16 protein-coding genes and 1 pseudogene are annotated in these 23,325 nt (G+C 68.2%); 10 read left to right on the top strand and 7 right to left on the bottom strand.

The window, feature by feature from the left end; all coding sequences use genetic code 11:
* Window position 1: 1 nt before the first annotated feature.
* From tpiA to rpsO, 4 genes are all read right to left on the bottom strand, one after another.
* Complete coding sequence (gene tpiA, locus GT347_RS26170; protein ID WP_160554975.1) at window positions 2-751, bottom strand: triose-phosphate isomerase; 750 nt, start codon at window positions 749-751, stop codon at window positions 2-4.
* A 9-nt stretch (window positions 752-760) separates the two neighbouring features.
* A complete protein-coding gene (locus GT347_RS26165) occupies window positions 761-1,747 on the bottom strand; it encodes an NAD(P)H-quinone oxidoreductase (RefSeq protein ID WP_160554974.1) in 987 nt (328 codons plus the stop codon).
* Between the two features lie 75 nt (window positions 1,748-1,822).
* Entirely contained in the window at window positions 1,823-3,961 is a 2,139-nt protein-coding gene (gene pnp / locus GT347_RS26160) for a polyribonucleotide nucleotidyltransferase (RefSeq protein WP_160554973.1), read from the bottom strand.
* Window positions 3,962-4,186: 225 nt separating this feature from the next.
* On the bottom strand, window positions 4,187-4,453 hold the full coding sequence (gene rpsO, locus GT347_RS26155) for a 30S ribosomal protein S15 (RefSeq protein WP_160554972.1): 267 nt from the start codon (window positions 4,451-4,453) through the stop codon (window positions 4,187-4,189).
* Window positions 4,454-4,640: 187 nt separating this feature from the next.
* Here rpsO and GT347_RS26150 point away from each other — a divergent pair, with 187 nt between their 5' ends.
* Complete coding sequence (locus GT347_RS26150; RefSeq protein ID WP_229722544.1) at window positions 4,641-4,916, top strand: hypothetical protein; 276 nt, start codon at window positions 4,641-4,643, stop codon at window positions 4,914-4,916.
* Window positions 4,917-4,925: 9 nt separating this feature from the next.
* Here the strand turns inward: GT347_RS26150 and GT347_RS26145 are convergent, their stop codons facing one another.
* Complete coding sequence (locus tag GT347_RS26145; RefSeq protein WP_229722542.1) at window positions 4,926-6,197, bottom strand: branched-chain amino acid ABC transporter substrate-binding protein; 1,272 nt, start codon at window positions 6,195-6,197, stop codon at window positions 4,926-4,928.
* 105 nt (window positions 6,198-6,302) lie between these two features.
* Here GT347_RS26145 and GT347_RS26140 point away from each other — a divergent pair, with 105 nt between their 5' ends.
* Window positions 6,303-6,692: an Hsp20/alpha crystallin family protein gene (locus GT347_RS26140; protein WP_229722540.1), complete on the top strand. Its 390-nt coding sequence runs from the start codon at window positions 6,303-6,305 to the stop codon at window positions 6,690-6,692.
* Between the two features lie 69 nt (window positions 6,693-6,761).
* Here GT347_RS26140 and tsaD read toward each other — a convergent pair whose 3' ends face one another.
* A complete protein-coding gene (gene tsaD, locus GT347_RS26135; RefSeq protein ID WP_160554969.1) occupies window positions 6,762-7,805 on the bottom strand; it encodes a tRNA (adenosine(37)-N6)-threonylcarbamoyltransferase complex transferase subunit TsaD in 1,044 nt (347 codons plus the stop codon).
* 90 nt (window positions 7,806-7,895) lie between these two features.
* Here tsaD and GT347_RS26130 point away from each other — a divergent pair, with 90 nt between their 5' ends.
* Window positions 7,896-8,960, top strand: a complete 1,065-nt coding sequence (locus GT347_RS26130) for a hypothetical protein (RefSeq protein WP_160554968.1) — start codon at window positions 7,896-7,898, stop codon at window positions 8,958-8,960.
* Window positions 8,961-9,017: 57 nt separating this feature from the next.
* Window positions 9,018-10,286, top strand: a complete 1,269-nt coding sequence (locus GT347_RS26125; RefSeq protein ID WP_160554967.1) for a nitrate regulatory protein — start codon at window positions 9,018-9,020, stop codon at window positions 10,284-10,286.
* On the opposite strand, the gene GT347_RS26120 is transcribed toward GT347_RS26125, so the two are convergent.
* Window positions 10,283-12,364 carry a DUF6351 family protein gene (locus tag GT347_RS26120; RefSeq protein WP_160554966.1) on the bottom strand — a complete coding sequence of 694 codons (2,082 nt, stop codon included), beginning with the start codon at window positions 12,362-12,364 and terminating at the stop codon, window positions 10,283-10,285. The genes GT347_RS26125 and GT347_RS26120 overlap by 4 nt on opposite strands.
* Window positions 12,365-12,716: 352 nt before the next feature.
* On the opposite strand from GT347_RS26120, the gene GT347_RS26115 reads away from it, so the two are divergent.
* The 6 genes and pseudogenes from GT347_RS26115 (at window position 12,717) to GT347_RS26090 (ending at window position 23,297) form a co-directional block, all read left to right on the top strand.
* On the top strand, window positions 12,717-14,012 hold the full coding sequence (locus GT347_RS26115; RefSeq protein WP_160554965.1) for a CmpA/NrtA family ABC transporter substrate-binding protein: 1,296 nt from the start codon (window positions 12,717-12,719) through the stop codon (window positions 14,010-14,012).
* A 10-nt stretch (window positions 14,013-14,022) separates the two neighbouring features.
* Complete coding sequence (ntrB, locus tag GT347_RS26110) at window positions 14,023-14,937, top strand: nitrate ABC transporter permease (RefSeq protein ID WP_160554964.1); 915 nt, start codon at window positions 14,023-14,025, stop codon at window positions 14,935-14,937.
* A complete protein-coding gene (locus GT347_RS26105; RefSeq protein WP_160554963.1) occupies window positions 14,934-15,752 on the top strand; it encodes an ABC transporter ATP-binding protein in 819 nt (272 codons plus the stop codon). Before ntrB ends, GT347_RS26105 begins: the two co-directional genes overlap by 4 nt.
* A gap of 182 nt (window positions 15,753-15,934) precedes the next feature.
* Complete coding sequence (locus GT347_RS26100; protein ID WP_160554962.1) at window positions 15,935-18,370, top strand: glucose/quinate/shikimate family membrane-bound PQQ-dependent dehydrogenase; 2,436 nt, start codon at window positions 15,935-15,937, stop codon at window positions 18,368-18,370.
* A gap of 279 nt (window positions 18,371-18,649) precedes the next feature.
* Window positions 18,650-19,848 (top strand): annotated as a pseudogene (locus tag GT347_RS26095) (NAD(P)/FAD-dependent oxidoreductase); the annotation flags it as partial.
* A 641-nt stretch (window positions 19,849-20,489) separates the two neighbouring features.
* Window positions 20,490-23,297 carry a nitrate reductase gene (locus tag GT347_RS26090; protein WP_160554961.1) on the top strand — a complete coding sequence of 936 codons (2,808 nt, stop codon included), beginning with the start codon at window positions 20,490-20,492 and terminating at the stop codon, window positions 23,295-23,297.
* The last annotated feature ends 28 nt before the right edge of the window (window positions 23,298-23,325 follow it).

The following is a 23,325-nucleotide window of genomic DNA, read 5'->3' as shown; positions in this document are numbered from 1 at the left end:
TTCAGTTTGCGGCGGAAACGATCGCCAGGAAGTCGGCCGCCTTGAGCGACGCGCCGCCGATCAGGCCACCGTCGATGTCGGGCTGGGCCAGCAGCTGCGCGGCGTTGGCCGCGTTCATGCTGCCGCCGTAGAGGATGGGCTGGGCGGCCACGGCGTCGCCGGCCGACTGCAGCTGCGCACGCAGGGCAGCATGCACGGCCTGCGCCTGCTCGGGCGTGGCGGTCTTGCCGGTGCCGATGGCCCAGACGGGCTCGTAGGCCACGACCATGCCGGAGGCCTGGTCGCCGAGCTTTTCCAGCACGGCGGCCAGCTGGCGGCCGACGACGGCTTCGGTCTGGCCGGCTTCGCGCTCGGCCAGGGTCTCGCCCACGCACACCAGGGGCGTGATGCCGGCGGCCAGCGCGGCCAGCGCCTTGTCGGCCACCTTGGCATCGGTCTCGCCGTGGTACTGGCGGCGCTCTGAGTGGCCGACGATGGCGTAGGCGACACCGAAGTCACCCAGCATCGCAGCCGACACCTCGCCGGTATAGGCGCCCGAGGCGAAGGCGGACATGTCCTGCGCGCCCAGCGCCAGGGCGGTTCCGGCGATGCGGGCCTGCACCTGCGCCAGGTAGGGCGCGGGCACGCAGGCCACCACGGCGCAGGCCGGCTGGCCGAGGCCCTCCAGCACTCCGTCGAGCAGCGCGGCGTTGGCCGCCAGGCTGCCGTTCATCTTCCAGTTACCGGCTACGATTTTTTTGCGTTGCTGCATGAAGAAAAGCTACCAGGTCAAAACGATCTTGCCGACATGCGTGCCGGACTCCATCAGGGCATGCGCCTCGGCGGCCCGCTCGGCCGGGAAGGTGTCGTGCACCACCGGCTTGATACGGCCCGACTCCAGCAGCGGCCAGACATGTTCACGCAGGCCGGCCGCGATGGAGGCCTTGAAGGCCACCAGGCGCGGGCGCAGCGTGGAACCGGTCACCGTGAGGCGGCGGCGCAGCAACTGGCCAGCATTGAACTCGGCCTTGGTGCCGCCCTGCACCGCGATGATGACGATGCGGCCGTCGTCGGCCAGGCATTCGATCTCTCGGGTGACGTATCCGCCGGCCACCATGTCCAGCACCACGTCGACACCCTTGCCGCCGGTCAGGCGCTTGGCTTCGGCGACGAAATCCTGGGTCTTGTAGTTGATGGCATGGTCGGCGCCGAGCGCCAGGCAGGCCTGGCATTTCTCGTCGCTGCCTGCTGTAACGATCACGGTCGAGCCCAGGGCCTTGGCGATCAGGATGGCCGTCACGCCGATGCCGCTGGTGCCGCCCTGCACCAGCAGGGTCTCGCCGGGCTGCAGCCTGCCACGCATGAAGACGTTGCTCCAGACCGTGTAGAAGGTCTCGGGCAGGCTGGCGCCTTCGATGTCGCTCAGGCAGGCCGGAACCGGCAGGCACAGCGGGATGGCCGCCACCGCGTACTGCGCATAACCGCCACCGGGCAGCAGCGCGCAGACGCGGTCGCCCAGCGCCAGGCCGGCAGCGGCCAGGGCCGCGGGCTCGCCCTCCTCCACCACGCCGGCCACTTCCAGGCCGGGGATGTCGGAAGCGCCCGGCGGCACCGGATAGTTGCCGGTGCGCTGCAGCACGTCGGGGCGGTTGATGCCGCTGGCGCTCACGCGGATCAGCAGCTCGCCCGCGGCCGGGACCGGACGCGGACGATCGCCCGCCACCAGCACCTCGGGGGCGCCGTACTGGGTGATCTCGACAGCTCGCATGTCCGGCTCCTGAAAAACGTTGGGCGAAAGTTGAAAGCGGCGCCCGAGGCGCCGCATTTCCTCAGTCCGAGGCGATCAGAACTGCTGGTTGGGCTGGCCGCCCTGTTCGAAGTTCTGGGCCGGACGGTCCAGCAGCGCCTTCATGGACAGCTTGACGCGACCCTTCTCGTCCGTTTCCAGGACCTTGACCTTGACGATCTGGCCTTCGGACAGGAAGTCCGTGACCTTCTCGACACGCTGGTGGGCGATCTGGCTGATGTGCAGCAGGCCGTCCTTGCCGGGCAGCAGGTTGATCAGTGCGCCGAAGTCCAGGATCTTGACGACCGGCCCTTCGTAGATCTTGCCGATCTCGACTTCCGCCGTGATCTGCTCGATGCGGCGCTTGGCTTCGTCGGCCTTGGCGGCGTCGGAAGAGGCGATGGTGATGGTGCCGTCTTCGTCGATGTTGATCTGCGTGCCGGTCTCTTCGGTCAGCGCACGGATCACCGAGCCGCCCTTGCCGATCACGTCGCGGATCTTTTCCGGATTGATCTTCATGGTGAAGAGCTTGGGCGCGAAGTCCGACACCGTGGTGTTGGCCGTGCCCATGGCTTCCTGCATCTTGTCCAGGATGTGCAGGCGGGCTTCCTTGGCCTGGGCCAGTGCCACCTGCATGATTTCCTTGGTGATGCCCTGGATCTTGATGTCCATCTGCAGGGCGGTGATGCCGGCTGCGGAACCGGCCACCTTGAAGTCCATGTCGCCCAGGTGATCTTCGTCGCCCAGGATGTCGGTCAGCACGGCGAAACGGTTGCCGTCCTTGATCAGGCCCATGGCGATGCCGGCCACGTGGGTCTTGATCGGCACGCCCGCGTCCATCATGGACAGGCAGCCGCCGCAGACCGAAGCCATCGAAGACGAGCCGTTCGACTCGGTGATTTCCGACACCACACGGATGGTGTAGGGGAACTCTTCCTTGCTCGGCAGCACGGCGATCAGCGCGCGCTTGGCCAGGCGGCCGTGGCCGATTTCGCGGCGCTTGGTGCTGCCCATGCGGCCGACTTCGCCGGTGGCGAAGGGAGGCATGTTGTAGTGGAACAGGAAGCGGTCTTCGTATTCGCCGGCCAGCGCGTCGATGCGCTGTGCGTCGCGCTCGGTGCCCAGGGTGGTGATGACCAGGGCTTGCGTTTCGCCGCGGGTGAACAGCGAGGAGCCGTGGGTGCGGGGCAGCACGCTGCCGCGGATCTCGATCGGGCGCACGGTGCGGGTGTCGCGGCCGTCGATGCGCGGCTCGCCCGACAGGATCTGGCTGCGCACGATCTTGGATTCGATCTCGAACAGCAGGCCTTCGACCAGCACGCTGTCCACAGCCGAACCGTCGGCCTTCAGGCCTTCCATGACGGAAGCGGTGGCTTCACGCAGGGCTTGGGTGCGGGCCTGCTTGTTGCGCAGCTGGTAGGCGGCACGCAGCTTGTCTTCTGCCAGGGCGTTGACCTTGGCGATCAGCGGCTCGTTCTTGGCAGGCGCCTGCCAGTCCCAGACCGGCTTGCCGCCGTCGCGCACCAGCTCATGGATGGCGTTGATGGCGATGTTGCCCTGCTCGTGGCCGAAGACCACGGCGCCGAGCATGATTTCTTCCGACAGCTGCTTGGCTTCGGACTCGACCATCAGCACGGCGGATTCGGTGCCGGCGACGACCAGTTCCAGCTGCGAATCCTTGCGGGCGGTCTGGCCGGGGTTGAGCACGTACTGACCGTTGACGTAACCCACGCGGGCCGCGCCGATCGGGCCGGCGAAGGGAATGCCGGACACGGCCAGGGCGGCGCTCACGCCGATCATGGCGGCGATGTCGGCATCGACTTCCGGGTTCAGCGACAGGGTGTGGATGACCACATGCACGTCGTTGAAGAAGCCTTCGGGGAACAGCGGGCGGATCGGGCGGTCGATCAGGCGGCTGGTCAGGGTTTCGAGTTCGCTGGGCTTGGCTTCGCGCTTGAAGAAGCTGCCGGGGATCTTGCCGGCGGCGTAGGTCTTCTCGATGTAGTCGACGGTCAGCGGGAAGAAGTCCTGGCCGGACTTGGCGGTCTTGGAGGCGGCGACGGTCGCCAGCACCACGGTGCCTTCGATGTTGACCAGCACGGCGCCGGCGGCCTGGCGGGCGATCTCACCGGTTTCCAGGATGACTTGATGCTGACCCCATTGGAAGGTCTTGGTGACTTTGTTGAAGATGCTCATATTCGTTCAGCTCCTGTCGGTTGTCTTTGTACGTGAGATGCGGAGCCGGAAAGTCCCATCAAAACACGATGCCATTCCAGCGGCGCTCAGCTTGGCGCAACGCCTCTGGAATGACACAGCTTCGCTCTGGGTGGGTGGCTTGTCCGGGAGGAAAAAGAGGAAATCGCAATGCAAAAAACGCCTGAGCTAGCGGGCTAACTCAGGCGTTCTTCAGCCGCTGGCGCCTTACTTGCGCAGGCCCAGCTTGGCGATCAGGGCGGTGTAGCGCTCGGCGTCCTTGGCCTTCAGGTAGTCCAGCAGCTTGCGGCGACGGCTCACCATGCGCAGCAGGCCGCGGCGACCGTGGTGGTCCTTGGCGTGGGTCTTGAAGTGGGGGGTCAGCTCGTTGATACGGGCGGTCAGCAGGGCGACCTGGACTTCCGGGCTACCGGTGTCGTTGGCGGCGCGGGCGTTGTCCTTGACGACTTCTGCCTTGATGGAGGATGCAATCATTTCGATATTTCCGTTGAGTGTTTGACTTGCGAGCGGCGCTGGAAATGCGCTGCACGTGCGCCTTGCGGGAGGCAAAGCCCGTCGATTATAGCGCTACGGTCATGGGCGGCCGACGAGCGGCCCTGGAAGCGGCCGGGAAGCAGCCAGCATGCAGGCTCTTTTCCAAAGGATTCCCAAAGGATTTTTCATGAGCGCAGACATCTCCAGCCGCCGGCGTGCCGGCATCCATCTGCTCCTGGGCCTGATGGCCGCCGGCGCCCCCGTCCTGGCCCGGGCGGGCCGCAAGAAGGCCGAAGCCACATCCGGGGCCGAGCCCAAGGCCGGCAAGAAAAGCACCAAGGTCAAACTCGCGCCGCATGGCGACAGCGGCGAATCCACCGCCGACCGCTCGCGCCGCATGCAGCGCGAATGCCGTGGCCGGCCCAATGCCGGCGCCTGCAGCGGCTACGGTTACGGCTCCTGAGCGCGGATTTCAGGCCGGCCGCTTCATCCGGCAGCTGCTCGGCTGCTCGGCCCGCTCCGGCGGGATGCTGCGCACCACCTTGAAGCCATAGCCCGAGCCTTCCACGTCGAACTTCACGCCCGGCGTGCCCTTCTTCTCCATCTGGCCGACCACCAGCGACTGCTGGAACTGGTGGTCGACCGCGCGCATGTGGCCGTTCTGGCCATAGAGCGACACCGACGTCGTCTCCAGCGCGCGCGCCACCGCCAGCGCATCGTCGCTGCCGGCCTTCTCGATGGCCTGGGCCAGCGACTCCACCATCAGCTGCATGCGCATGTGCACATAGTCTTCGGCGGGGCTGGGAAAGCGCTGATGGAAGGCAGCATAGAAGGCCTCGCTCTGCGCGCCGGGCACGTTGGGCAGCCAGTCGGCCACCGCCAGCACCCGCCCCACGCCCGCATCGCCCAGCGCCGCCGGCGCGCCCAGGGCATTGCCGTAGAAGGTGTAGAACTTGCCGTCGAAACCGGCCTCGCGCGCCGCCTTCACCAGCAGGGTCAGGTCGTTGCCCCAGTTGCCGGTGATGACGGCCTGGGCGCCGCTGGCGCGGATCTTGGCCGCATAGGGCGCGAAATCCTTCACGCGACCCAGCGGATGCAGCTCGTCGCCGACGATCTTCACATCCGGCCGCTGCACGCCGAGCTGGCGGCGCGCCTCGCGCAGCACGCGCTGGCCGAAGCTGTAGTCCTGGCCGATCAGGTAGACGCTGCCCACGCTCTTGTCGTCGCGCAGCACATCCATCAGCGCGGCCACCCGCATGTCGGCATGGGCGTCGAAGCGGAAATGCCAGAAGCTGCAGCGCTCGTTGGTCAGCACCGGATCGACCGCCGAATAGTTCAGGAAGACGACGCGGTGCGCCGGGTCACGGCTGTTCTGCTTGTCGATGGCGTCGAGCAGCGCGGCGGCCACCGCCGAGGAATTGCCCTGCATCACGAAATGCGAGCCGGCATCGATGGCGGCGCGCAGGGCCGACAGCGCCTCCTCGGTCTGGCCCTTGCTGTCGTAGCGCACCAGGCGCAGTAGCCGGTTGCCGCCGGGCAGTTTGATGCCCCCGCGCGCGTTCACCCGCTCGATCGCCCAGGCGATATTGCGGAACACCGCTTCACCGGCGTTGGCGAAACTGCCCGAGAGCCCCTCGATCAGGGCGATATCGATCGTCGGGCCCGGAGCCTCCGCAAATGCCTGCAGCACCGGCACATTCGCCATTAGTGCCGCGGCGATCGATTTCAAGACGACACGACGCATTTTTTTCCTTGAATTCATTCTCTTGAAATACCTCCGCACGGGCACAGATTCCACGGCATGCGGCAATCACGGTTGAGCGCCGCGCAGTGTATAGGAGCTTTTACTGTGTTCTACACCCCCGCACGCCGCCAGGCTTATGTCCCGCAACTCCGCGCCGCCGACCAGGCACTGGAGCGCTTTCTGGCCAATGCCTTCAGCAATACCGGCCGCCAGTCCACCGCGCAAGCGCCCAGCGTGAGCCAGGACGAGCAGTTCGTCACCCTGACGCTGGATGTGCCCGGCCTGTCCCGCGAGCAGATCACCATCAACATCGACGCGAATGTGGTGCGGCTCGAAAGCGTGAAGGATGCACCGCGCAGCCTGAAACTCGCTTATGAGATCGCCAGCGAAATCGACGCCGATGCCAGCGAAGCCAAACTCGAGAATGGCGTGCTGACCTTGAAACTCGCCCGTCGTGTGGTGGTGCCGACCGCCAAGACGCTCAGCATTTCCTGAATTCATATTCATGGATAAAAGCCGCCGATTAATTCGGCGGCTTTTTTGCGGCCGCTGTATTAATCAGAATTAATCTTCGCCCAGCGTCCAGCGCGGCCGCACATCGAATGCATAACGCTTGGAAGGCTCGGCCGCGCCGCTGGCCATGCGCATGGCGGCGGCCATGGCGATCATGGCGCCGTTGTCGGTGCACAGATGCAGCTCCGGGTAGTGCACCCGCACGCCGCGCCGCCGGCATTCGGCGTTGAGCTGCACCCGCAGCAGGCGGTTGGCGCCCACGCCACCGGCCACCACCAGGCGGTCCAGGCCGGTCAGCTCCAGCGCGGCCAGCGACTTCTTCAGCAGCACATCGACGATGGCCGCCTCGGTGGAAGCGGCCAGGTCGGCCTTGCGTGCCTCCAGTTCATCGCCCAGCTTGCGGGCCTGGGTGAGCACCGCCGTCTTCAGGCCGGCGAAGGAAAAATCGAGATTGCCGCTGCGCAGCAGCGGGCGCGGCAGGGCGAAAGCCTTGGGATCGCCCTGCTCCGCGAGCTTCGACAGCGCCGGCCCGCCCGGATAACCCAGGCCCATCAGCTTGGCCGACTTGTCGAAGGCCTCGCCGGCCGCGTCGTCTATGGTTTCGCCCAGCATGGCGTAGCGGCCCACGCCGTCCACCCGCATCAGCTGGGTGTGGCCGCCCGAGACCAGCAGCGCCACGAAGGGAAATTCCGGCGGATCGGCGCTGAGGAAGGGCGAGAGCAGGTGGCCCTCCAGGTGATGCACGCCCAGCACCGGGATGCCCAGCGCCGCGCCCATCGAGCAGGCCACGCCGGCGCCCACCAGCAACGCGCCGGCCAGGCCCGGGCCGCGGGTATAGGCGATGACGTCCACCGCATCTAGCGAGCGGCCCGACTCGGCCAGCACCGCATCGGTCAGCGGCAGCACACGACGGATATGGTCGCGGCTGGCCAGTTCCGGCACCACGCCGCCGTAGGCCTGGTGCATCGCCACCTGGCTGTGCAGCGCATGGGACAGCAGCCGCGGCACCTGGCCGGCGGCATCGGCGCGTACCAGCGCCACACCTGTCTCATCGCAGGAAGATTCGAAACCCAGCACCGTGAAATCGCAAAGCATCGCGGCAGTGTAGTGGGAGGCTTCGGCGCGGCTGCGGGCCATTCGTGGCGTCCGTGGACACCATGCGGGAATGCGGCCACGCTGCTCCGGATGGAGATCGGCCTGCCCGTCAATGCCTTTGCGCCGCCCATGCGGGCTTTCACCGAGCCCTGGCCAACGGCGCCGGACCGAGGCGGCGAAAGCCACTTCCACGGCCCGGCTCCGCTGCAACGCCTGCCCCGGCAAGCGGCTGGCTGGTCGCATCGCCCGCCCCTGGCCGACTACATCGCCGGCTACTTCAATGCCTCCCTGCAGTCGCCGGTCACGGGCGCCGCCTACAACAAGGCCGTGTGGCAACACATCGCCTACCAGGATCCGGCCGGCCTGCCCTACGAAAACGCCAGGAGCGAGGTCGACGGCCTGATCCGCCGCGGCAAGGCGCTGCGCGACGCGGCTCTGCCGCCGGCATCGAAGACCCTCAGGCCCTTCCTGCTGCAGCGCTGGCAGCGGCTGCTGCAAGGCAAGGCGGGCCAGCTGGCGCGCGGCGCCCCGCTCACCGCCCTGCCCTCGGCCGAACAGCTGACGAGGCTCGCCGAAGACGACCAGCGGCTCTACGAAGCGAGCGCGATGGACGACATCCGCGCCATCTACCAGGCCAACGGCTCGCAGCCGCTGGGCATCTCCTACCACCTGCTGATGGAGCGGCTGCGCCAGGGCTACCCGACCTATCCCAGCCTCGAAGCGATGCTCAAGGCCGTGCCCCTGACCACCGAAAAGCCCATCTATGCCGGCGTGTTCCGCATCGGCCGCAAGGTGAAATACTCCACCGTGGCGGTGGCGCCCGATACCCGGCTGATCCAGAAACCGTATTTCATCGACCGCCAGCACACCGGCCGCTTCGCCGACAGCATCTACCGCTCCGCCCTCGTCCTGCCCGATACCGACGGCGGCCACCGCTACCAGGTGGGCGGCGGCGCCTGGCTGCCCATGCCCTATCCGAGCACACCGGCCATCGAAGCCTTCAAGGTGCAGCAGGCCAGCGAGGCCATCCGCAAGGCGCAGGAACTGCGGGCCGCGCATGCCGGGAAGAAACGCTCGCCCACGCCCCGCGAACGCCGCGACGCCCTGCTGCAGGAACGCTCCCGCCGGGCCCGCAGCACCGTGCGATCCGGCTGATCGGCGCAACCTTGCCAGAATCGCGGCATGACCCTTGCTGCAGTTCCGGCCACCCCCATGAAATCCGGCCTCAACTTCCTCGTCGCGGCGCGCCGCTGCGAAATCCGCGAACTCGAACAGCTGCTGCTGACCAGCGAACTGGTGCGCCGCACCGCCGAGCTGGTCCACGCCCTGCAGAAGGAACGCGGCCTCAGCAATCTGTACCTGGGCGGCGGCGACGCCGAATTCGGCGCGCAGCGCGGCAAGCAGATGGGCGCCTGCGACGCCGCCGCCGAACGCTGGCGCAGCGCCCTCGAACAGCTCGACATCGACGGCGCCAGCACCATAGGCAACGGCGCGCGCCTGTTCAGCCGCATCGCCTATGCGCTGCAGGGCCTGGGCGCCCTGCCCCTGCTGCGCGAACGCATCACGCAGCGCGGCCTGCCCGCCGCCGAATCGACACGCGGCTTCAGCCGCCTGGTGGCCGCGCTGATGGGTGTGGTCTTCGAGGCGGCCGACAGCGCCAGCGACCCGGAACTCTCGCGCCTGCTGGTGGCCACCTTCCATTTCATGCAGGGCAAGGAATTCACCGGCCAGGAGCGCGCCACCGGCGCCGGCACTTTCGCCCAGGGCGCGGCCGAGATCCAGCAGCAGCAGCTGTGGCTGCACCTGATCGAATCGCAGGAACGCTGCTTCACCGTCTTCGCCGATTTCGCCGAGCCGCAGCACATCGCCGCCTGGCAGGCCTGCCTGGGCGGCGGCGCCATGGCCGAGATCGAGCGCCTGCGCCGCATCGGCTGCACCGCCCCGGTCGGCAGCACGCTGGACCGCGCCCTCAGCCGCACCTGGTTCGACGCCTGCAGCGAACGCATGGACGCGATGCAGAGCGTCGAGACCCGCCTGGCCGCCGACCTGGTGCAGCGCTGCCAGGAAAAACTCCAGCAGGCCCGCGCCGACCTGGAACAGCAGGCGATGCAGCTCAAGGCCGCCCAGTCGCTGGCGGCCGACAACCCGGGCAGCGCCTTCTTCGACCAGCCGGCCCAGCGCCGCGATGCGCCGCCGATCGGCCCGCAGCTCGGCCGTTCGGTGCTGGACATGGTGCAGGAGCAGTCGCACCGCCTGCAGGCCATGGCCGACGAACTGGCCAGCGTGCGCGCCACGCTCAACGAACGCAAGATCGTCGAACGCGCCAAGGGCCTGCTGATGGCGCACCGCCACCTCAGCGAGGAAGAGGCCCACAAGACCCTGCGCCAGACGGCCATGGGCCAGGGCAAACGCCTGGTGGACGTGGCCGAGGCGGTGCTGGCCATGGCCGAGCTGCTGCCGGCGCCGGTGGCCCGGCGTTAGCGGCTGGCCAGGCGCGGCACGACCGGCTGGGCCACGCCGGGCCGGCTCCAGTCGCAGACACCTTCGGGAAAGACGGCGCGCAGGCGCTGCATCTGCGTGGCATCCAGCAGGCCGCCCAGGTCGTCGGCCTGCACCAGCGGCCGCAGCCGGCACTTGAGCACATCCTCGGCCAGCGGCCCGCCGGCCACCTGGCGCGGCGAGGCATGGGCCTGCAGGAAGGGGTCGGCATCGCAGGCCGGCCCGGTGACCGGGGTGGACTGGGCCACATCGGTGCTCAGCAGGCAGAAGTCGGCAGCCTGGGCGGGCCGCGCCGCACGCACCTTGTCTTCCAGGGGGCGGCTGCTGCCATCGGCCTTCAGGGCGGTGAGCCAGCCGTCCATGACCGGAATGGCCTTGGCGATCAGCGCCACCGGGAACAGGCCGCCACGGCCGAAACGCCATACGGCGCGGCTGTCGTGGCTGCCCGTGTCGCGGTCCAGCCGCGCCTGCACCGAGGCGCTGCGCCAGGTGTGGTGGATGGCCAGCACCGGCGAGCCGTCGGCGCCGGGTTGCGGGATCAACGAGGAGTCGTCCCAGCCGCGCAGGTCGATCACCGGCAGGCGCGCCAGCGCGAGCCCGTCGGCGACCAGGCCGCTCCGGTAGGCCACCTCCAGGGCCTGCAGGTCGGCACGGCTGCGGGCCGCTTGCGGCTGGGCATCGGCATCCAGGCCGCCGACGATCTCGTTGAGCAGCACGAACTCCTCCCCGTTGATGGCGCCCTCGCGCAAGGCCTTGAGCCCGTACTGCACACCCTCGTTGTCCTGGGTGTCGTAGGTGCGCGGCGTCGCGCCGGGCTGCGCCGGCGCGGTGCCGAACACCGGTGCGGACCAGTCGGCGATGCCGCAGCGTACGCCGGCAGGGTTGTTCGTGCGGTCGTAGACCAGGGCCGCCGGCAGATCGCAGTTGTTCTTCAAGGGACCGAAGGGCATCCACTGGCCCGCGGGACTGACCACCACCCGCTGGACGTAATTGCCCGGCTGCGGCAGCGCGGCGAAGGTGTTGAACCAGCCGTGGCAGCCGCTGGCATCCACATGGCCGTTGATCGCCGCCTTCTTCAGCGCCTCGGCCTGCGGTGCGACACCTTCGCTGGCCATCAGCGCGCGCCAGGCGGGATGCTGGTAGGCCTGCACCAGCAGCTGGCAGTCGAGCACCTCGATCTCGGTGGTCTGCGCATCGGGGAACTGGCCGCCGATCACGGCGCCGTCGATCAGGCCGGGCGCCAGGCTGGCCGCGACCTGCGCATTGATCGCGCCGCCGGAGCCACCGGTGGCCATCACGAAGGCGACCGGGCCGTAGTGGGCGGCGATATGGGCCTTCATCAGCCCCAGGGTCTCGGCCATCAGGCTGCGGTTGGAATTGCTGCTCGAATCGGTCATGCCGTTGGTCGCCACCAGATAGCCGGCCGCCAGGGCCTGGTCGGCGGAAGGCCAGGGCATGGCGGGCCGGAACTGCCGGCGCGGCTGGCCGGTGCCGGCGCCCAGCAGGTAAAACACCTTGCCGCCCCACCGGGCCGGCCGCTCGCCCCGGGCGATGCCCGGCAGCGCCGGATCCACCAGCACCACCACTTCGTAGATGCCGCGGTTGATCACGCCCCGCTCCACCCGCACCACATAGGGCCGCTTCACACCGCCCTCGCCCGTCACCTGGGCCAGGTCCGCCGGCGGCCGGGCCGGGTCGTAGGGCCTGAAGCAGGAATTTGTCGGCGCGTTCTCCGGCAGCACGAAGGAACAGCCGGTATCGGTGCTGCGGTAGTAAAGGCTGAATTCGGCCGGTGTGTTGCAGGCCGCATCGGTCGGCGGTGAGGACAGGCCGCTGGCATTGCTGGCCGGCGCGCTGGCCGTGGCGGGCTTCGGCTGGGGCGTGGCGCAGAAATAGGGCACGACCTGGGGCATCAGCGAGGGTGCCGGCGTGGGCGTCGGCGAAACGGCCGGCTCCACGGAAGAACGTCCGCTGCCGCAGGCGCACAGCGCAGCGCAAAGGGTCAGGGCGAAGGCGATCGGCCTCCAGGATCGCAGGACGACATGCGGGTCGAGTTTCATGACGGGTTGCGCGTGTGCGCAGCAATGGAAAGGCGCGTTTTCTACCGCCGGCCCCTCGCCGCCCGTCTGCCGATCCGACCTGATGAACGGCATGACGCAGTTTGGTGCGCCGCACCACAAAGAGCGGGCTTGCGCACGCTGCGCGGCCGCTTCATGCCCTCTCGATGGGCGATCACGGCATCCAGACCCTGGCACGCCTCGTGCATCACTGGGTTCACGACACCAGGCCAAAGGCGGCCCGGCGTCACCCGTCTTCTCGACGACACCTGGACAACGGCGTCCATTTCCCGCTCGGCTTTTGCGCAGCGGGGAATGGACGCCGTTTTTGTTTTGCCCACGAAGGAGTTCGACCATGGCCCAGAAGCTTCCCGGCACCGCCGACCACCCCGCTGTCGCTGCAGCCACGCCCGCAGCCGGCACCGAAGTGGCCGCACCGCGCCGCGACTTCATCCGCAAGGCCGGCGCCGCGGCCCTCTTCGCCAGCCTCGGCCACGGCGGCGTCTGGGCCGCGGGCTCCGACAAGCCGGAGAAGGAAGAAGTCAAGATCGGCTTCATCCCGCTCACCGACTGCGCCAGCGTGGTCATGGCCTCGGTGCTGGGCTTCGACAAGAAGTACGGCGTGAAGATCGTGCCCAGCAAGGAGGCCAGCTGGGCCGGCGTGCGCGACAAGCTGGTCAACGGCGAGCTCGACATGGCCCATGTGCTCTACGGCCTGATCTACGGCGTGCACGTGGGCGTGGGCGGCCCGAAGAAGGAAATGGCCAACCTGATGGGCCTGAACCGCAACGGCCAGGCCATCACCCTGTCGAAGGCCCTGGCCGACAAGGGCGCGGTGGACGGCCCCTCCCTGGCCAAGGTGATGGCCGCCAACAAGCGCGAATACACCTTCGCCGGCACCTTCCCCACCAGCACCCACACCATGTGGCTGAACTACTGGATGGCCGCCTCGGGCATCAGCCCGGTCAAGGACGCCAAGGTGATCGTCGTGCCGCCGCCGCAGATGGTGGCCAACATGCGCGTGGGCAATATGGACGGCTTCTGCGTCGGCGAGCCCTGGGGCCAGCGCGCCATCATCGACAAGATCGGCGTCACCGCCATCACCACCCAGGACATCTGGAAGGACCATCCCGAGAAGGTGCTCGGCACCCAGGCCGCCTTCGTCAAGGCCAACCCCAACACCTGCCGGGCCGTGATGATGGCCGTGATGGAAGCCGGCAAGTGGATCGACGCCAGCCTGCAGAACAAGACCCGCATGGCCGACGTGATCGCCGAGAAGTCCTATGTCAACACCAGCGCCGACGCGATCAACCAGCGCATCCTGGGCCGCTACGAGAACGGCATGGGCAAGACCTGGGACGACCCCAACCACATGAAGTTCTTCGACGACGGCGCGGTCAACTTCCCCTATCTCTCCGACGGCATGTGGTTCCTGACCCAGCACAAGCGCTGGGGCCTGCTCAAGGAGCATCCGGACTACCTGGCCGTGGCCAGGCAGATCAACCAGATCGACCTGTACAAGGACGTCGCCGGGGCCATGAAGGTGTCCGTCCCCAAGGACCCGATGCGCAGCAGCAAGCTGTTCGACGGCACGGTCTGGGACGGCAAGGACCCGGCCAAGTACGCCGACAGTTTCGCCATCAAGGCTTGAGGAGCAGCACATGGTCAGCGCCGTTTTCCACAACACCCTGGCGGTTCCCGCCGACGCGGACGGGGCCAGGGCCCCGTCCGCGAGCACCCTTGCCGAGCCCACGATGAAACCAGCCCCCGCCGCCCGCGCCAAGCCGCCCTACGACTGGCGCGGCCTGTGGCTGCGCGTGCTGCCGCCCGTCTTCGGCCTGGTGCTGCTGGTGCTGGTGTGGGAGGCCGTCTCGGTCACCACCGGCAGCAGCATCCCTTCGCCCAAGGACACCTGGCAACAGGCCGTGACGGTCTTCAGCAACCCCTTCTACAGCAACGGCCCCAACGACCAGGGCGTGGGCTGGAACGTGCTGTCCTCGCTCAAGCGGGTGGCCATGGGCTTCGGCCTGGCGGCCGTCGTCGGCATACCGGTGGGCTTCGCCATCGGCCGCTTCACCTTCCTCGGGCGCATGTTCAATCCGCTGATCAGCCTGCTGCGGCCGGTGTCGCCGCTGGCCTGGCTGCCGATCGGCCTGCTGGTCTTCAAGGGCGCCAACCCGGCCGCCATCTGGACCATCTTCATCTGCTCGATCTGGCCGATGATCATCAACACCGCGGTCGGCGTGCAGCGCGTGCCGCAGGACTACATGAACGTGGCCCGGGTGCTCAACCTGTCGGAATGGAAGATCCTCACCAAGATCCTGTTCCCCGCCGTGCTGCCCTACATGCTGACCGGCGTGCGCCTGGCGGTCGGCACCGCCTGGCTGGTGATCGTGGCGGCCGAGATGCTGACCGGCGGCGTCGGCATCGGCTTCTGGGTGTGGGACGAGTGGAACAACCTCAACGTCAAGAACATCATCATCGCCATCTTCGTGATCGGCATCGTCGGGCTGCTGCTCGAATTCGCCCTCATCAAGATCGCAACCGCATTCACGTTCGAGGAGGTGAAGTCATGAGCTCCCAGCAGACCCAGGACAGCAAGTTCATCGAGATCCGCGACGTCGAACAGACTTTTCGGACGCCCAAGGGCAGTTTCCAGGCACTGCGCGACATCCACCTGAACGTGGCCAAGGGGGAGTTCGTCGCCCTGATCGGCCACTCCGGCTGCGGCAAGTCGACGCTGCTCAACCTGATCGCCGGCCTCACCACGCCCACCCACGGCAGCCTGATGTGCGCCAACCGCGAGATCAAGGGCCCAGGCCCTGAGCGCGCCGTGGTGTTCCAGAACCACTCGCTGCTGCCCTGGCTGACCTGCTACGAGAACATCTTCCTGGGCGTGGAACGCGTCTTCGGCAAGACCGAAGGCAAGGCCCAGTTGAAGCAGCGCACCGATGCCGCACTGGCCCTGGTCGGCCTCACCCCCGCCACCCAGAAGCGTCCCGGCGAGATCTCCGGCGGCATGAAGCAGCGTGTGGGCATCGCCCGCGCCCTGGCCATGGAGCCCCAGGTGCTGCTGATGGACGAGCCCTTCGGCGCGCTGGACGCCCTCACCCGCGCCCGCCTGCAGGACGAGCTGCTGGCCATCGTGCAGAAGACCCGCAGCACCGTGGTGATGGTGACCCACGACGTGGACGAGGCCGTGCTGCTGTCCGACAAGATCGTGATGATGACAAACGGCCCCTCGGCCACCATCGGCGAGGTGCTGTCGGTGGACCTGCCTCGGCCCCGCGACCGGGTCGAGCTGGCGGAGGACCAGAACTACGTGCATTACCGCAAGGCGGTGATCGACTTCCTCTACACCCGCCAAGGGCATGTGGAGAAAGCGGCCTGAGTCATCCGCCAGGCCCTCTGCCAAACGCGCTCCGGCGCGTTTTTTTACGCCCATCGCGTGCGCGATACGAACATGTGTTCGAAGAGAAATCAGGGTTTTCCCTTGATATAGGACAATGTCACCCTTTTACGGATTGCGCTATCCCTTTCGCGCCCATCCGCCCTTCCCTCGTCGATCCCCTCATGACAAACAGAACCGACAACGCCGCACCCCGGCGCTGGCCGCTGGTCCTCATCGGACTGCTGGCCATCGCCATGGGCCTTTTCCTGACCATCGGCGGCGCCTATCTCGCCAGCCTGCACGGCAGCTCCTACTTCGCGCTGGCCGGGCTGGGCTTGATCGTCTCGGGTGCGCTGATCGCCCGGGGCAAGACCGCCGGGGCCTGGCTGTTCGCCCTGGTGCTGGCCGCCACCATCCTCTGGGCGGTGCTGGATGCCGGGCTCAACTTCTGGCCGCTGGTCTCGCGTGTGTTCGCCTTCGTGGTGCTGGGGCTGCTGGTCACGCTGGCTTATCCGCTGCTCAGGCGCCAGTCCGGTGCGCGGGCGTCCCCCGCCGGCACCGGCGTGGTGGCTGCCGTGCTGGTCGTGACGATCGTGGCGGGCTTCGTCGGCATGTTCATGCCGCATGCCACCGTCACCGCCAACGGCGCCGGCCCGGGGCTGACGCCGGTCAACCCGGCCGAACAGCAGAAGGACTGGCAGCACTACGGCAACACCTCGGGCGGCTCCCGCTTCGCGGCGCTGGACCAGATCAACCGCGGCAACATCGGCCAGCTCCAGGTCGCCTGGACCTACCACACCGGCGACGTGCCGGTCAGCCCCGCCGGCAACGGCGCGGAAGACCAGCAGACGCCCCTGCAGATCGGCGACAAGGTCTTCCTCTGCACGCCGCACAACAACATCATTGCGATCGATGCGGACACCGGCAAGGAGATCTGGAAGCGTAAGATCAACGCCAAGTCCTCCGTCTGGATGCGCTGCCGCGGCCTGGCCTACTTCGATGCCTCGGCGCCCATCGCGCCGCCCACCGTCGCCAACCCCACGCCGGTGACCGCCGTGGCCGTGGCGCCCGGCGCCAACTGCACCCGCCGGGTGCTGTTGAACAGCATCGACGCCAAGCTGATCGCGGTCGATGCCGACACCGGCGCCTTCTGCCAGGGCTTCGGCACCGACGGCCGGGTGGACCTGACCGCCGGCCTGGGCGCCGCGCCCGATCCGCAATACGTGCTGACCTCCCCGCCCATCATGGCCGGCACCACCGTGGTGGTGGGCGGCCGGGTGGCCGACAACGTGCAGGAAGACATGCCCGGCGGCGTGATCCGCGGCTTCGACGTGATCACCGGCCAGATGCGCTGGGCCTTCGACCCCGGCAATCCGGAAGACAAGAACGCGCCCGCCGACGGCAAGAGCTACACCCGCAGCACGCCCAACTCCTGGGCGCCGATGTCCTACGACCCGGCGATGAACACCGTCTTCCTGCCCATGGGCAGCCCCTCCACCGACATCTGGGGCGTGAAACGCACGGCGATGGACCACAAGTACGGCGCCTCGGTGCTGGCGGTGGACGCCACCACCGGCCACGAGAAATGGGTCTACCAGACGGTGCACAACGACCTCTGGGACTTCGACCTGCCGATGCAGCCCAGCTTCATCGATTTCCAGAAGCCCGACGGCTCGAAAGTGCCGGCCATGGTCATCGGCACCAAGGCGGGCCAGCTCTTCGTGCTCGACCGCGCCACCGGCCAGCCGCTGACCGAGGTGAAGGAAGTGCCGGTCAAGCCCTCGGACATCCCCGGCGAGCCCTATTCGCCGACCCAGCCGCGCTCGGTGGGCATGCCGCAGATCGGCGCGCAGACCCTCACCGAGTCCGACATGTGGGGCGCCACGCCCTTCGACCAGCTGCTGTGCCGCATCGCCTTCAGGAAGATGCGCTACGAGGGCCTGTACACGGCGCCCGGCACCGACGTGTCGCTGAGTTTCCCCGGCTCGCTGGGCGGCATGAACTGGGGCGGCATCTCCACCGATCCGGTGCACGGCTTCATCTTCGTCAACGACATGCGCCTGGGCCTGTGGATCCAGATGATGCCCTCGCAGAACCGCGACCAGCCCGCCGCATCCGGCGGCGAGGCGGTGAACACCGGCATGGGCGCTGTGCCGCTCAAGGGCACGCCGTACGCCGTCAACAAGAACCGCTTCCTGTCGGCCCTGGGCATCCCCTGCCAGGCGCCCCCCTTCGGCACGCTGACCGCCGTGGACATGAAGACCCGCCAGATCGCCTGGCAGGTGCCCGTGGGCACGGTTCAGGACACCGGCCCCTTCGGCATCAAGATGCACCTGCCGATGCCGATCGGCATGCCGACGCTGGGCGGCACCCTGTCCACCCAGGGCGGCCTGGTCTTCATCGCCGGCACGCAGGACTACTACCTGCGTGCCTTCGATTCCGCCACCGGCGCCGAGGCCTGGAAGGCCCGCCTGCCGGTGGGCAGCCAGGGCGGGCCGATGACCTATCGCTCGCCCAGGACCGGCAGGCAGTACGTGGTGATCAGCGCCGGCGGTGCCCGCCAGTCGGAAGACCGTGGCGACTACGTGATCGCCTACGCGCTGCCCGAGAGCAAGTAAGCCCCAAGCGCATCGCCTCGAAAGCAAGCCCGGTCCGCCGGGCTTTTTTCATGGCCGCGCGCACCAAAGCGATGCGGATCGGGCCGCTTCTGGCTGGCACACGGTTTGCGTGCCTGCTGCATCGATCCCTCCGCGGCAATGGCGCCGGGGAAGGATCTCAGGACAAAGGCGTCCGCATGGAAGCGCCGGCTCTCACAGCCGGTGCCGACCGTGCGGACGCTTTTTTTTTGGCCGCTCGCCCGGCCGGCCCGTGAAGGAAGCGCCATGGACATGCGTGCGGTGAAGAAGCAGAAGCTGGTGCTGGTCGGCAACGGCATGGCCGGCGTACGCACGCTCGAAGAGCTGCTGAAGATCGCGCCGGACCACTACGAGATCACCGTGTTCGGCGCGGAGCCGCATCCCAACTACAACCGGATCATGCTGTCGCCGGTGCTGGCGGGCGAGCAGACGGTGGACGAGATCGTGCTCAACCCCTGGTCCTGGTACGAGGAGCACGGCATCACCGTGCATGCGGGTTGCAAGGTGAGCTCCATCGACCGCCGGCGACGTGTCGTCCGGGCCGAGGACGGGACCGAGGCCCCCTATGACCGGCTGCTGCTGTGCACCGGCTCGCGGCCCTTCGTGCTGCCGGTGCCCGGGGCCGGGCTTCAGGGCGTGATCGCCTATCGGGACATCGCCGATACCGAGGCCATGATCGAGGCGGCCCGCACCCACCGGCACGCGGTCGTCATCGGCGGCGGCCTGCTGGGGCTGGAGGCGGCCAACGGGCTGGCCTTGCGCGGCATGGCGGTCACGGTGGTGCATGCCAGCGCCTGGCTGATGAACCGGCAGCTCGACGAGGTGGCGGCCGGGCTGCTGCGGGAGTCGCTGGAGGCGCGGGGCATCCGGTTTCGGCTGGGGGCTCAGACGCAGGAGTTGGTCGGCGACGCTTCGGGGCGGGTGCGGGCTGTTCGTTTTCAGGACGGTGGCGAGGAGCCGGCCGATCTGGTGGTGATGGCGATCGGCATCCGGCCGAACGTGGGGCTGGCGGAGTCGGCGCGGCTGCATTGCGATCGGGGGATCGTGGTGACGGACACGCTGCAGACGGTGACCGATGCGCGTATCTATGCCGTTGGCGAGTGCGCTGCGCACCGCGGCATTGCCTACGGGCTGGTGGCGCCCTTGTTCGAGCAGGCCCTGGTGGCTGCCAATCATCTGGCGGAGATGGGGATCTCCCGGTATCTCGGGTCTCTGACCTCCACCAAGTTGAAGGTCACGGGGATCGATCTGTTTTCGGCGGGCGACTTCATGGGGGGGAAGGGACTGAGTCGATCGTGCTCCGCGATCCTCTTGGGGGGGTCTACAAGAAGCTTGTGATCAAGGATGAGCGGGTGGTGGGGGCCTGTCTTTTTGGGGATGTGGGGGATGGGGGGTACTACTTTTCGCTCTTGCGCGAAGGGCGGCTGGTTGGGGCTCTGCGGGATGGGTTGATGTTTGGTGTTGGTTCCTAGATGGGCGGGGGTTTTATGTACTTCTTCTACTCCGCCGTAGGGTGGAGCTGGGGGCTTGCGCGCCCCCAGACCCGCGGTAACTTTCTTTCTGCTGAAAGAAAGTCACCAAAGAAAAGCTCGGCGGTCTTTCGCCCGCAACGGGCCGTCGCTTCGCTCGGCCTGGAGAATGTGCCATCCAACGCTCTGGCCGTGACAGTTTGGCCATGCGGGCATCCACGTTCCGGGCCTTGCCTCCGGCTGCGGGCAAGGCGAGCAGGAAGACGAGGGCGTTTTGGTGCACCGGCGAAGCACACGCACGGGTTTGCCAGCGCCGCCAGTGCGGCCGAGGCTGTTGGTCATCCTGCCTGCCTTGCCCGCAGCCGGAGGCAAGGCCCGGAACGCCTGTCAGGCACGGCCAAACTGTCACCTCAAGAGCGCCCGATGGCACATTCCAGAGGCCGAGCGCAGCGACGGCCCGTTGCGGGCGAAAGACCGCCGAGCTTTTCTTTGGTGACTTTCTTTCAGCAGAAAGAAAGTTACCGCGGGTCTGGGGGCGCGCAAGCCCCCAGCTCCACCCTCCTACGGAGTAGAAGAAATAAAAACCCAAGCGCCCCAACAGCCCAAGCAAGGGCAAAGCAAAAGGCAGCGCCATGAAGGAAACCCAATCCACCTGCCCCTACTGCGGCGTAGGCTGCGGCGTCATCATCGAATCCCAAGGTGCCCAGATCACAGGCGTGAGAGGCGACCCCCACCACCCAGCCAACTTCGGCAGACTCTGCACCAAGGGCAGCACCCTCCACCGCACAGCCACAGCCGAGGTAACGCTGCAGACCCGCCTGCTGAGCCCCCTGCAGCGCAAGTCGCGCAACACCAAACCCCAGCCCATAGACTGGGACAGCGCCCTAACCCAGGCAGCAGACAAGTTCGCCCAGGTCATCAAAGACCACGGCCCCGACGCCGCAGGCTTCTACCTCTCAGGCCAGCTCCTCACCGAGGACTACTACGTCTTCAACAAACTGGTCAAAGGCCTCATAGGCACCAACAACCTCGACACCAACTCGCGCCTCTGCATGAGCAGCGCAGTAGCCGGCTACAAACAGACCCTGGGCGCCGACGCCCCTCCCGCCTGCTACGAAGACCTGGCCCTGGCCGACTGCCTGTTCATCACCGGCAGCAACGCCGCCTGGGCCCACCCCATCCTGTTCCGCCGCATCGAGGACGCCCGCGCCGCCAGGCCGCAGATGAAGATGGTGGTGGTGGACCCCCGCCGCACCGACACCGCCGCCGTCGCCGACCTGCACCTGCAGATCCAGCCCGGCACCGACGTCCTGCTCTACCACGGCATGCTGCACCTGATGCTGGACCAGGGCTGGACCGACCCCGCCTACATCGCCGCCCACACCAGCGGCTTCGAGGCCCTGCGCGAACTGGTGCGCGAAGCCACCCCGATCACGGTCGCCGAAACCTGCGGCATCGCACAGGCCGACCTGGTCGAGGCCACCCGCCTCTTCGCCCGCTCGCCGGCCACCCTCAGCCTCTACTGCCAGGGCCTGAACCAGTCGGCCAGCGGCACCGCGAAGAACACCGCGCTGATCGACCTGCACCTGGCCACCGGCCAGATCGGCAAGCCCGGTGCCGGCCCCTTCTCGCTGACCGGCCAGCCCAACGCCATGGGCGGCCGCGAGGTCGGCGGCATGGCCAACCTGCTGTCGGCCCACCGCGACCTGGGCAATGCCGTCCACCGCGCCGAAGTCGCCGCCCTGTGGGGCGTGCCGGACGTGCCGGCCACCCCGGGCAAGACGGCCATCGAGATGTTCCAGGCCGCCGCCGACGGCCAGATCAAGGCCTTGTGGATCGCCTGCACCAACCCGGCGCAATCCCTGCCCGACCAGGCCACCGTGCGCCGCGCCCTGGAGCGCGCCGAATTCGTGGTGGTGCAGGAAGCCTTCGCCACCACCGCCACCTGCGCCTTCGCCGACCTGCTGCTGCCCGCCACCACCTGGGGCGAGAAGGCCGGCACGGTCACCAACAGCGAACGCCGCATCTCCCGCGTGCGCGCGGCCGTGCCGGCGGCCGGCCAGGCGCGGGACGACTGGCGCATCGGCCGCGACTTCGCCCAGCGCCTGGCGGCGCGGCTGCATCGAGAGTCGCCGTCCTTCGATTACCCCACGCCGGAATCGGTGTGGAACGAACACCGCGAATCCACCCGCGGCCGCGACCTGGACATCACCGGCCTGAGCTACGACCAGCTCGACCAAGCCCCGCAGCAATGGCCCTTCCCCGAAGGCGCCCGCAGCGGCCGGGCCCGGCTGTACGAGGACGGCCGCTTTCCCACACCCGATGGCCGCGCACGTTTCGCCGCCGTGCCCTACCGCGCGCTGGCCGAGCCCTGCGATGCGCACTACCCCTTCGCCCTCAACACCGGCCGGCTGCGCGACCAATGGCACGGCATGAGCCGCACCGGCACCCTGGGCCGGCTCTTCGGCCATGCGGCCGAGCCGACGGTGCAGCTGCATCCGACCGACATGGCCCGCCTGCAGCTCGCGCCGGGCGCCCTGGTGCAGCTGCAGTCGCGCCGCGGCAGCGTGCTGCTGCCGGCCCATGCCTCGCCGGATGTGGCGCCCGCGCAGGCTTTCGTCGCCATGCACTGGGGCGGTGAATACCTGAGCGGCCGCGCCGCCGACGGCTCGCCGCTGGCCGGCGTCAACGCCCTGACCCAGCCGCTCTACTGCCCCGACTCCCGCCAGCCCGAACTCAAGCACGCGGCGATCCGCATCGAGCCGGCCGTATTCGCCTGGCAGATGGTGGCCCTGGCCTGGCTGCCGGCCGAACAGGTGCTGGCGGTGCGCGAGGCCTTGCGTGGCCTGATGCCGGAATTCGATTTCGCCAGCTGCGTGCCCTTCGCCAGCGACACCCCGCTGGCCCAGGCCGCCGAAGAACGCAGCGGCGTGCTGCTGCGGGCCGCCTCGCGGCAGCGGCCGTCCGAGGCCCTGCTCGACCGCATCGAAGCCCTGCTCGGCCTCGATGCCCCCGACGTGATGCGTTATGCCGACCCGCACCGCGGCCAGCACCGCGCCGTGCGGCTGCAGCGCGATGGCGAGGAGGCGCGGATGCAAGCCTTCCTGCTCGGCGGCGACATCCGCGCCGAGGCCTGGATGAAACCTCTGCTCCAGCAGCAGCTGCCTGCCCAGGCCTTCGGCCGCCTGCTGCTCTCGGGCAGCGCCGCCGCGCCGCTGGCCATGGTGTCGCGCGGGCCGCTGGTCTGCAGCTGCATCGGCGTGCCGGCCGCCGCCATCGACGAACACCTGGCCGAACATGCCTGCGCCGCGGCCGACGAACAGGCCGCCCTGCGCGGCCTGCAGCAAAGCCTGCGCTGCGGCACCAGCTGCGGCTCCTGCGTGCCGGAGCTGCGGCGCCGGGTGCAGGCGGCGCGGCTGATCGTGCTGCAGCCAGCCTGAATCCATGCGGCGCATGTCGATATAGCGC

This window comes from Xylophilus rhododendri (genome assembly GCF_009906855.1).
GTDB classification, from domain to species: Bacteria; Pseudomonadota; Gammaproteobacteria; order Burkholderiales; family Burkholderiaceae_C; genus Xylophilus; species Xylophilus rhododendri.
Note: the sequence above shows the minus strand (reverse complement) of the source record. Positions and strands in the feature narration are given on the sequence as shown.

What these genes read in the sequence shown, in the direction of transcription:
- GT347_RS26150 (WP_229722544.1), top strand. Translation starts at nt 4,641, where the DNA reads ATGAGCGCAGACATCTCCAGCCGCCGGCGTGCCGGCATCCATCTGCTC.
- rpsO (WP_160554972.1), bottom strand. Translation starts at nt 4,453, where the DNA reads ATGATTGCATCCTCCATCAAGGCAGAAGTCGTCAAGGACAACGCCCGC.
- GT347_RS26115 (WP_160554965.1), top strand. Translation starts at nt 12,717, where the DNA reads ATGGCCCAGAAGCTTCCCGGCACCGCCGACCACCCCGCTGTCGCTGCA.
- ntrB (WP_160554964.1), top strand. Translation starts at nt 14,023, where the DNA reads ATGGTCAGCGCCGTTTTCCACAACACCCTGGCGGTTCCCGCCGACGCG.
- GT347_RS26100 (WP_160554962.1), top strand. Translation starts at nt 15,935, where the DNA reads ATGACAAACAGAACCGACAACGCCGCACCCCGGCGCTGGCCGCTGGTC.
- GT347_RS26165 (WP_160554974.1), bottom strand. Translation starts at nt 1,747, where the DNA reads ATGCGAGCTGTCGAGATCACCCAGTACGGCGCCCCCGAGGTGCTGGTG.
- tsaD (WP_160554969.1), bottom strand. Translation starts at nt 7,805, where the DNA reads ATGCTTTGCGATTTCACGGTGCTGGGTTTCGAATCTTCCTGCGATGAG.
- GT347_RS26125 (WP_160554967.1), top strand. Translation starts at nt 9,018, where the DNA reads ATGAAATCCGGCCTCAACTTCCTCGTCGCGGCGCGCCGCTGCGAAATC.
- pnp (WP_160554973.1), bottom strand. Translation starts at nt 3,961, where the DNA reads ATGAGCATCTTCAACAAAGTCACCAAGACCTTCCAATGGGGTCAGCAT.
- GT347_RS26120 (WP_160554966.1), bottom strand. Translation starts at nt 12,364, where the DNA reads ATGAAACTCGACCCGCATGTCGTCCTGCGATCCTGGAGGCCGATCGCC.
- GT347_RS26090 (WP_160554961.1), top strand. Translation starts at nt 20,490, where the DNA reads ATGAAGGAAACCCAATCCACCTGCCCCTACTGCGGCGTAGGCTGCGGC.
- GT347_RS26130 (WP_160554968.1), top strand. Translation starts at nt 7,896, where the DNA reads ATGGAGATCGGCCTGCCCGTCAATGCCTTTGCGCCGCCCATGCGGGCT.
- GT347_RS26145 (WP_229722542.1), bottom strand. Translation starts at nt 6,197, where the DNA reads ATGCGTCGTGTCGTCTTGAAATCGATCGCCGCGGCACTAATGGCGAAT.
- tpiA (WP_160554975.1), bottom strand. Translation starts at nt 751, where the DNA reads ATGCAGCAACGCAAAAAAATCGTAGCCGGTAACTGGAAGATGAACGGC.
- GT347_RS26105 (WP_160554963.1), top strand. Translation starts at nt 14,934, where the DNA reads ATGAGCTCCCAGCAGACCCAGGACAGCAAGTTCATCGAGATCCGCGAC.